Origin of the sequence: Pigmentiphaga sp. NML080357 (genome assembly GCF_002188465.1) — a bacterium.
Classification (GTDB): Bacteria; Pseudomonadota; Gammaproteobacteria; order Burkholderiales; family Burkholderiaceae_B; genus Pigmentiphaga.
Window position 1 is genome coordinate 122,086 of record NZ_NINW01000032.1, and the last position, 8,305, is coordinate 130,390.

An 8,305-nucleotide genomic window follows, 5' to 3' on the forward strand; every position below is an offset into this window, starting at 1 on the left:
CTGCGCGCAAGGCCGGCAGCGCGGGACGGACGTCCGCGCCGACTATGACGAAGGGCGCCCCCCTCACGGGAAAGCGCCCTTCCGGCTGGCACGAATCCGGTCGTCGTCAGACCACCGAGCGGTGCAGCTCCTGCAGCGAATACACTTGCAAGCCGGCGCCCTGGCGCATGTACTGCATGCCTTCGACCGCCGCCCAGGCGCCCGCCACCGTCGTGTAGTAGGTGACGCGCGAGGCCAGCGCCGAGGTGCGGATGGCGCGCGAATCCGCGATCGCGTTGCGGCGTTCCTCGACGGTGTTGATGACCAGCGAGATCTCGCCGTTCTTGACCATGTCGACGATGTTGGGCCGCCCTTCGGTGACCTTGTTGACGATCTTCACCGGGATGCCGGCGGCCTCGATGGCGGCCGCGGTGCCGCGCGTGGCAACCAGCGAGAAGCCCAGCGCATGCAGGCCGCGTGCCACGGCGATGACCTTGCCCTTGTCCTCGTTCTTGACGCTGATGAAGGCGGTGCCGCTTTCGGGCAGGCGCACGCTGGCGGCCAGCTGCGACTTCACGAAGGCCTCGCCGAAGCTGTAGCCCACGCCCATTACTTCGCCGGTGGACTTCATCTCGGGACCGAGGATGGTGTCCACGCCGGGGAACTTGACGAACGGGAACACCGCTTCCTTCACCGAGAAATACTTGGGCACGATTTCCTCGCCCAGGCCCTGGTCGTCGAGCGAACGGCCGGCCATGGCGCGGGCGCCGATCTTGGCCAGCGGCAGCGAGGTCGCCTTGGACACGTACGGCGCGGTGCGCGAGGCGCGCGGATTCACTTCCAGCACGTAGACGGTGCCTTGCTGGATCGCGAACTGCACGTTCATCAGGCCGACCACGTTCAGCGCGCGCGCCATCAGGCCGGTCTGGCGCTTGATTTCCTCGATGAGCTCGGCCGACAGCGAATACGGCGGCAGGCAGCAGGCCGAATCGCCAGAGTGCACGCCGGCCTGCTCGATGTGTTCCATCACGCCGCCGATGAAGACGCGCTTGCCGTCGGACAGGCAATCGACGTCGACTTCGATCGCATCGTTCAGGAAGCGGTCCAGCAGGACGGGCGAGTCATTGCTGACCTTGACGGCCTCGCGCATGTAGCGTTCGAGGTCTTTCTGCTCGTGCACGATTTCCATGGCGCGGCCGCCCAGCACGTAGCTCGGGCGCACCACGAGCGGATAGCCGATGTCCTGCGCGTGGGCCAGCGCCTCGGCCTCGGTGCGAGCGGTGCGGTTGGGCGGCTGGCGCAGGCCGAGCTTGTGCAACAGCTTCTGGAAGCGCTCGCGGTCTTCGGCGATGTCGATGGACTCGGGGCTCGTGCCGATGATGGGCACGCCGTTGGCCTCCAGCGCCTTGGCCAGCTTCAGCGGCGTCTGGCCGCCGTACTGGACGATCATGCCGACCGGCTTTTCCTTGTCGACGATCTCGAGCACGTCTTCGAGCGTGAGCGGCTCGAAATACAGGCGGTCGGAAGTGTCGTAGTCGGTCGAGACGGTCTCCGGGTTGCAGTTGACCATGATGGTCTCGAACCCGTCCTCGCGCAGCGCCATGGCGGCGTGCACGCAGCAGTAGTCGAACTCGATGCCCTGGCCGATGCGGTTGGGTCCGCCGCCCAGCACGATGATCTTCTTTTTATCGGTCGGGTTGGCCTCGCACTCTTCCTCGTAGGTCGAGTACATGTAGGCGGTGTGCGTGGCGAATTCGGCCGCGCAGGTATCGACGCGCTTGTAGACCGGACGCACGTCGAACTGGTGGCGCAGCTTGCGCACCTCGGTCTCGGTGGTGTCCAGCAGGTAGGCCAGCCGGCGGTCGGAAAAGCCCTTGCGTTTCAACTGCCAGAAGGTGTTGCGGTCGAGATCGGCCAGCGTCTTTTTCTCGAGCGCCAGTTCGATGTCGACGATTTCCTTGATCTGCGCGAGGAACCACGGATCGATGTGGGTGAGCTGGTGCACTTCCTCGAGCGAGAAACCCTGGGCGAAGGCATCGCCCACGTACCAGATGCGCTCGGGGCCCGGCTCGCCCAGCTCGACCTCGATGCGCTCGCGGTCGGTGGTCTTCTGGTTCAGGCCGTCCACGCCCACCTCCAGGCCGCGCAAGGCCTTCTGGAAGGACTCCTGGAAGGTCCGGCCGATGGCCATCACCTCGCCCACGGACTTCATCTGCGTGGTCAGGTGCGAGTCGGTCTGCGGGAACTTCTCGAACGCGAAGCGCGGCACCTTGGTGACGACGTAGTCGATGGTGGGCTCGAACGAGGCCGGCGTGGCGCCGCCGGTGATGTCGTTGCGCAATTCATCCAGCGTGTAGCCGACCGCCAGCTTGGCCGCGACCTTGGCGATGGGGAACCCCGTGGCCTTGGAAGCCAGCGCCGACGAACGCGACACGCGCGGGTTCATCTCGATCACGATCATGCGGCCGTTGGCCGGGTTGACCGCGAACTGCACGTTGGAGCCGCCGGTATCCACGCCGATCTCGCGCAGCACCGCGAGCGAGGCGTTGCGCATCAGCTGGTATTCCTTGTCGGTCAGCGTCTGCGCCGGCGCGACGGTGATCGAATCGCCCGTATGGATGCCCATGGGGTCGAGGTTCTCGATCGAGCAGACGATGATGCAGTTGTCGGCCTTGTCCCGCACGACCTCCATCTCGAACTCTTTCCAGCCGACCAGCGACTCCTCGATGAGCAGCTCGCTGGTGGGCGAGGCCTCCAGGCCGCGCCGGCAGATGGTCTCGAATTCCTCGGCGTTGTAGGCAATGCCGCCGCCGGTGCCGCCCAGCGTGAAGCTGGGCCGGATCACGACCGGGAAACCGCTGGTGCCGGTTTCCTCGGCGATGCGGCGCTGCATGTCCCAGGCTTCTTCCATGGAATGCGCGATGCCCGACTTGGCCGATTCCAGACCGATGCTGGTCATCGCTTCCTTGAACTTCTGGCGGTCCTCGGCCTTCTCGATCGCATGCGCGTTGGCGCCGATCAGCTCCACGCCGTATTTGGCCAGCACGCCGTGCTTGTCGAGGTCGAGCGCGCAGTTGAGCGCGGTCTGGCCGCCCATGGTGGGCAACAACGCGTCGGGACGCTCTTTCTCGATGATTTTCTCGACCACCTGCCAGGTGATGGGCTCGATGTAGGTGACGTGGGCCGTTTCCGGATCCGTCATGATGGTGGCCGGGTTGCTGTTGACCAGGATCACCTTGTAGCCCTCGGCCTTCAGCGCCTTGCAGGCCTGCGCGCCGGAGTAGTCGAATTCGCACGCCTGGCCGATGACGATCGGGCCGGCGCCGATGATGAGGATGCTTTGAATGTCTGTACGCTTGGGCATAATGTTACGGGCAACCTAGTTGTTCAACGCGCTTCGCGAAAGGGTGAGACCAAAGCCGTCTCTGCCTATTCCGGACGCCGCGGATCCGGCTTCGCCGGTCCGCCGGCGTCGCCCCTTGAGGGGCGCGCGAAGCGCGTAGGGGTGGGTTCATCCTTTGCTCTGTTGCATCAGTTGGGCGAACCGATCGAACAGGACGACGATGTCGTGGGGGCCGGGACTGGCTTCGGGGTGGCCCTGGAAGCAGAACGCGGGCCGGTCGGTCAGCTCGAAGCCCTGCAGCGAGCCGTCGAACAGCGACACGTGGGTGACGCGCGCGTTGGCCGGCAGGGTGGCGGGATCGACGGCAAAGCCGTGGTTCTGGCTGGTGATGAACACTCGCCCGGTGGCGACGTCCTTGACCGGGTGGTTGGCGCCGTGGTGGCCCAGCCTCATCTTGAGCGTCTTGGCGCCGACGGCCAGGCCCATGATCTGGTGCCCCAGGCAGATGCCGAACAGGGGAATCTTCCGGTCGAGGCAGGCCCGGGTGGCTTCGATGGCGTAGTCGCAAGGCTCGGGATCGCCCGGGCCGTTGGCCAGGAACACGCCGTCGGGATTCAGCGCAAGCACGTCGGCCACCGGCGTCTGGGCCGGCACCACGGTCACGCGGCAGCCGCTGTTGACCAGCAGGCGCAGGATGTTCCACTTCACGCCGAAGTCGTAGGCCACGACGTGGAAGCGACCGTCGCCCTTCGGCGCATGGCCCTCGCCCAGCCTCCAGACGCCCTCGCCCCATTCATAGGACTTGTCCACCGAGACGACCTTGGCCAGGTCCAGGCCCGACATGCCGGGGAATTCGCGCGCCAGGCGCAGCGCCTCCTGCTCGTCGTTGCCGATGTACACGCAGCCGTTCTGCGCGCCCTTGTCGCGCAGGATGCGGGTAAGCTTGCGCGTGTCGATGCCGGCGATGCCGACGACGTTCTGCGCCGAGAGGTAGTCGGACAGCGAGCGTTGCGAGCGGAAATTCGAGACGATCAGGGAATAATCGCGCACCACCAGGCCGGCGGCATGGACCCTGGCCGCCTCGCGGTCTTCGTCGTTGATGCCGACGTTGCCGATGTGCGGGTAAGTGAGCGTTACGATCTGGCGGTTGTAGCTGGGATCGGTAAGGATCTCCTGATACCCTGTGATGGCGGTATTGAAGACGACCTCGCCCACGGCATGGCCGGGTGCGCCGATGGATATGCCACGAAAGATCGTGCCGTCGGCAAGCGCCAGTATCGCGGGGGTGGTCTCGGGAAAGAGAGACGGCAGCAAGAGAGAATCTCCGAGTCGAGTCCTCCTCCCGAAGGTACGCCAACGGGCGCCGCAGCCCGGTTCGGCCATTCGCGCGCAGGCCGCTTGTGCAGGCTGGTGCGGTGGTGGCTGTCCGGCTTTGCCTCGTCGTTCGCGGCGTCGCCGTTTCGCCCGCGCACGACACGGGCGCAGGCAAGCGGATCTACGCGAACTTGCGTAAAAGGCAGCGAAAATTGGGTACGCGCTAGGGAAGGACGTGAAATGTGAACGTCAAACCTTACAATTATAACTCATGGAACATGTCTTACGGAGGAACCGTGTCCAATCAGCTTGAAGCCCTGCGGCGCCACACGGTAGTGGTGGCCGACACCGGCGATTTCGAAGCCATGCGGGCATTCCGGCCCACCGACGCGACCACCAATCCGTCGCTGATCCTCAAGGCAGTGCAAAAGGACGCCTACCGCCCGCTGCTGGCGCGCACCGTCAGGGACTACCGCGGCGCATCGGCCGCGGAACTGATGGACCGGCTGCTGGTGGCGTTCGGCATCGAGATTCTGGGCATCGTGCCCGGCCGGGTGTCGACCGAAGTCGACGCCAGGCTGTCCTTCGACACGCGTGCCACCGTCGAGCGGGCACGCACCATTATCGCCTGCTACGAAGCCGCTGGCGTACCGCGCGAAAGGGTCCTGATCAAGATCGCGTCCACCTGGGAAGGCATTCAGGCCGCGCGCCTCCTGCAATCGGAGGGCATCCGCTGCAACATGACGCTGCTGTTCTCCCTCGTCCAGGCCGCCGCCTGCGCCGAGGCCGAGGTCCAGCTCATCTCGCCTTTCGTCGGCCGCATCTACGACTGGCACAAGAAAGCGCTGGGCGCGCAATGGGACGAGGCCCGGTACAGCGGCGCCGACGATCCCGGCGTGCAATCGGTCACCCGCATCTACGAGTACTACAAGAAGTTCGGCGTCGCCACCGAGATCATGGGAGCCAGCTTCCGCAACACCGGGCAGATACTGGCGCTGGCCGGCTGCGACCTGCTTACCATCAGCCCGGAACTGCTGGCGGCGCTGGAACAGGCGCAGGGCGACGTCCCGGCCAGGCTGACGCCCGCGCTGGCGCAGGCCGTCGACCTTCCCCGCATGGACGTCTCCGAAGTCGCGTTCCGCACGCAGTTGAACGACGATGCCATGGGTACCGAAAAACTGGCCGAGGGCATACGCCTGTTCGCGGCCGATGCCGCCAAGCTCGATGCGCTGATCGAACAGGCACGCGGCTGAAACGGCGGCGGAGCGCGCCGGCGCCCGCCGCCCGCGCGCATCACACGCAGCCCGACTTGGCCATGCCGGCCTGGATTTCCTCGGGACTCAGATCGGCCACATGCGTGGCGACCGACCAGCGGTGCCCGAACGGGTCTTCCACCTGGGCATAGCGATCGCCCCAGAACATGTCCGTAGCCGGCAGCGTCAGCTTCGCTCCCGCCGCCACGGCACGGGCCACCGTGGCGTCCACGTCCTCGACGTAGAGGTGAATGAACACCGGTGATCCTTTCAGCGAGGCCGGCCCCAGGATGCCCCAGTCGGGCGACTCGTCGGCCAGCATGACTGTAGAATCGCCGATCTTTACCATCGCATGCATGAGCTTGCCGCCGGGACCGGGCAGCCGGGCCAGCTCGACGGCGCCGAAGGCCTGCGCGTAGAAATCGATGGCCTGCGCGGCACCGGCGCATATCAGGTGCGGCGTGACGGCGTGCATGCCGTCGGGATGGGCTTGACTGCTGACTTGGACATGGCGATCTCCATCGGAAGAGTGTTAACGGGCATCATGGATGCCTGTTCCACGACGAATGAGCGTCCGCCGAATCGACGTCCCGGTCCAGTTTTCAATTGCAGGGGGAAACCCGAACCACCATGACGACATCCCAGACTGAACAACGACTGACCGAACTGGAGATCAAGGCCGGCTTTGCCGAAGACTTGCTGGATCGGCTCAACCAGACGGTTTTCCGCCAGCAGCAACAGATCGAGCTGCTGGCCCGCGAACTGGCAGCCCTGCGGAGGCAACTGGCCGATGCGGCGGCTCCCGGCGCGCCGCGCAGCTTGCGCGACGAAGTTCCGCCGCATTATTGAGACCGGTGCTCGAGGCCCGACTCGCGCCAGCGCGTCAGGCGGCCTGGAACGGGATGGCGATGCCCCTGGCGGGTGCCGCCGGGCAGGCTGCTACGGCGCCCGCCGGTCCATCAGCGCCCAGGCGATGGTGCCGGCGTCCACGTATTCCAGCTCGCTGCCGGCGGGCACTCCCCGGGCCAGCCGCGTAACCCCCAGGCCGCGAGCGCGCAGCACTTCGGCCAGGTAGTGGGCGGTGGTTTCTCCCTCGGTGGTGAAGTTGGTCGCCAGGATGACTTCCTTGACCTCGCCGTCGGTGGCACGTTCGATGAGCCGGTCGAATCCGATCTCGTTCGGCCCGACGCCCTCGATCGGCGACAGCCTGCCCATCAGCACGAAATACAAGCCGTTGTAGCTGTGGCTGGCCTCGATCATGTTCTGGTCGGCCGGCGTCTCGACCACGCACAACAGGCTGGCGTCGCGGCGCGGGCTGGCGCAGGTCTCGCAGATCTCGGATTCGGTGAAGGTATTGCAGCGCGCGCAATGGCGCAGGCGCGCCACCGCGTCGCCCAGCGCCTGGCTCAGCATGCGGGCGCCGTGCGGATCGTGCTGCAGCAGATGGTAGGCCATGCGCTGCGCCGACTTGGCGCCCACCCCCGGCAGGCGCTTGAGGGCATCGACCAGCACCGACAGCGGCGCCGGCCCGACGAATCTGTCGGCAGCCATGCGCACTCGCTCAGAAGGGCAGCTTCATGCCCGGGGGCAGAGGCAGGCCGGCGGTCAGCGCCGACATCTTTTCCTGGCTGGTCGCCTCGGCCTTGCGCAATGCGTCGTTGAACGCGGCGGCAACCAGGTCCTCCAGCATGTCCTTGTCGTCGGCCAGCAGGCTGGGATCGATGTCGACGCGCTTGACGTCGTTGCGGCACGACATGGTCACCTTGACCAGCCCGCCGCCGGACACGCCTTCCACCAGCATGTCGGCCAGCGCTTCCTGCGCCTTCTTCATGTTTTCCTGCATCTGCTGCGCCTGGCGCATCAGGCCGGCAAGCTGTCCTTTCATCATGACTGGGTTCCTTGTTTGGATTCGGTGGATACGGGACGAATGGAGTCGGGCACGATCTGGCCGCCGAAATTGTCGAGCAGGTCTCGCACGAAGGGATCGGCCATGATGGCCCGCTCGGCGGCCTCCTGCCGCGCCTGGCGCTCGGATTCGGCCACGGCGAACGCAGTGGCGTCGCCGGTCTGCCCGATCTCGAAGCGCAGCCGTACGGGTGTCCCGAAATGGCTCTCCAGCACGCTCCGCAGGCGCTCGACGCCGGCCCCCTCGGCCAGGCCGCGCGTGGCCACGCGTAGCACGACGGTGCCGCCTTCCACCCCGACCCATTCGCTTTGCTGGGCCAGCTGGGCGGCGATGCCCTTGATGGGGAGGCGGGCCGCCAGCGCGGGCCAGGGTTCGTTCAGCTCGATGACGCCGCCCTGCTCCGGCGGCGCCGAAGCTTCGGCAAGGCCCTCGCCGCGCGGCGCGGCGGCAACCGGCGCCTCGTCCGCCGCACGGACGGGAGCGGGCGGCGCGGCCTGGGCCTGCCCCTGC

8 protein-coding genes are annotated in these 8,305 nt (G+C 66.4%); 2 read left to right on the top strand and 6 right to left on the bottom strand.

Features of this window, described 5'->3' with window-relative positions; all coding sequences use genetic code 11:
• Nucleotides 1–106 precede the first annotated feature (106 nt).
• Together carB and carA are read right to left on the bottom strand one after the other, a co-directional pair.
• A complete protein-coding gene (carB, locus tag CDO44_RS14360) occupies nucleotides 107–3,343 on the bottom strand; it encodes a carbamoyl-phosphate synthase large subunit (RefSeq protein WP_087780891.1) in 3,237 nt (1,078 codons plus the stop codon).
• A gap of 147 nt (nucleotides 3,344–3,490) precedes the next feature.
• Complete coding sequence (gene carA / locus CDO44_RS14365; RefSeq protein WP_233146183.1) at nucleotides 3,491–4,636, bottom strand: glutamine-hydrolyzing carbamoyl-phosphate synthase small subunit; 1,146 nt, start codon at nucleotides 4,634–4,636, stop codon at nucleotides 3,491–3,493.
• A gap of 296 nt (nucleotides 4,637–4,932) precedes the next feature.
• Here carA and tal point away from each other — a divergent pair, with 296 nt between their 5' ends.
• Nucleotides 4,933–5,889 (top strand): transaldolase, encoded by a 957-nt coding sequence (gene tal, locus CDO44_RS14370; RefSeq protein ID WP_198951365.1) that lies wholly within the window; start codon nucleotides 4,933–4,935, stop codon nucleotides 5,887–5,889.
• 40 nt (nucleotides 5,890–5,929) lie between these two features.
• Here tal and CDO44_RS14375 read toward each other — a convergent pair whose 3' ends face one another.
• Entirely contained in the window at nucleotides 5,930–6,364 is a 435-nt protein-coding gene (locus tag CDO44_RS14375; protein WP_087780894.1) for a VOC family protein, read from the bottom strand.
• A gap of 155 nt (nucleotides 6,365–6,519) precedes the next feature.
• Here CDO44_RS14375 and CDO44_RS14380 point away from each other — a divergent pair, with 155 nt between their 5' ends.
• Nucleotides 6,520–6,738 carry a SlyX family protein gene (locus CDO44_RS14380; RefSeq protein ID WP_087780895.1) on the top strand — a complete coding sequence of 73 codons (219 nt, stop codon included), beginning with the start codon at nucleotides 6,520–6,522 and terminating at the stop codon, nucleotides 6,736–6,738.
• A 90-nt stretch (nucleotides 6,739–6,828) separates the two neighbouring features.
• Here CDO44_RS14380 and recR read toward each other — a convergent pair whose 3' ends face one another.
• The 3 genes from recR to CDO44_RS14395 all read right to left on the bottom strand — a co-directional run.
• Entirely contained in the window at nucleotides 6,829–7,440 is a 612-nt protein-coding gene (gene recR, locus CDO44_RS14385; RefSeq protein WP_087780896.1) for a recombination mediator RecR, read from the bottom strand.
• A gap of 10 nt (nucleotides 7,441–7,450) precedes the next feature.
• Nucleotides 7,451–7,777: a YbaB/EbfC family nucleoid-associated protein gene (locus CDO44_RS14390; RefSeq protein WP_087780897.1), complete on the bottom strand. Its 327-nt coding sequence runs from the start codon at nucleotides 7,775–7,777 to the stop codon at nucleotides 7,451–7,453.
• A partial coding sequence (locus tag CDO44_RS14395) for a DNA polymerase III subunit gamma/tau C-terminal domain-containing protein (protein WP_304528376.1) occupies nucleotides 7,774–8,305 on the bottom strand: 532 nt, incomplete at its 5' end. The genes CDO44_RS14395 and CDO44_RS14390, both read right to left, overlap by 4 nt.

Excerpts from the sequence above, each read along its gene's own strand:
- CDO44_RS14390 (WP_087780897.1), bottom strand. The coding sequence starts at position 7,777 with ATGATGAAAGGACAGCTTGCCGGCCTGATGCGCCAGGCGCAGCAGATG.
- recR (WP_087780896.1), bottom strand. The coding sequence starts at position 7,440 with ATGGCTGCCGACAGATTCGTCGGGCCGGCGCCGCTGTCGGTGCTGGTC.
- carB (WP_087780891.1), bottom strand. The coding sequence starts at position 3,343 with ATGCCCAAGCGTACAGACATTCAAAGCATCCTCATCATCGGCGCCGGC.
- CDO44_RS14380 (WP_087780895.1), top strand. The coding sequence starts at position 6,520 with ATGACGACATCCCAGACTGAACAACGACTGACCGAACTGGAGATCAAG.
- CDO44_RS14375 (WP_087780894.1), bottom strand. The coding sequence starts at position 6,364 with ATGCACGCCGTCACGCCGCACCTGATATGCGCCGGTGCCGCGCAGGCC.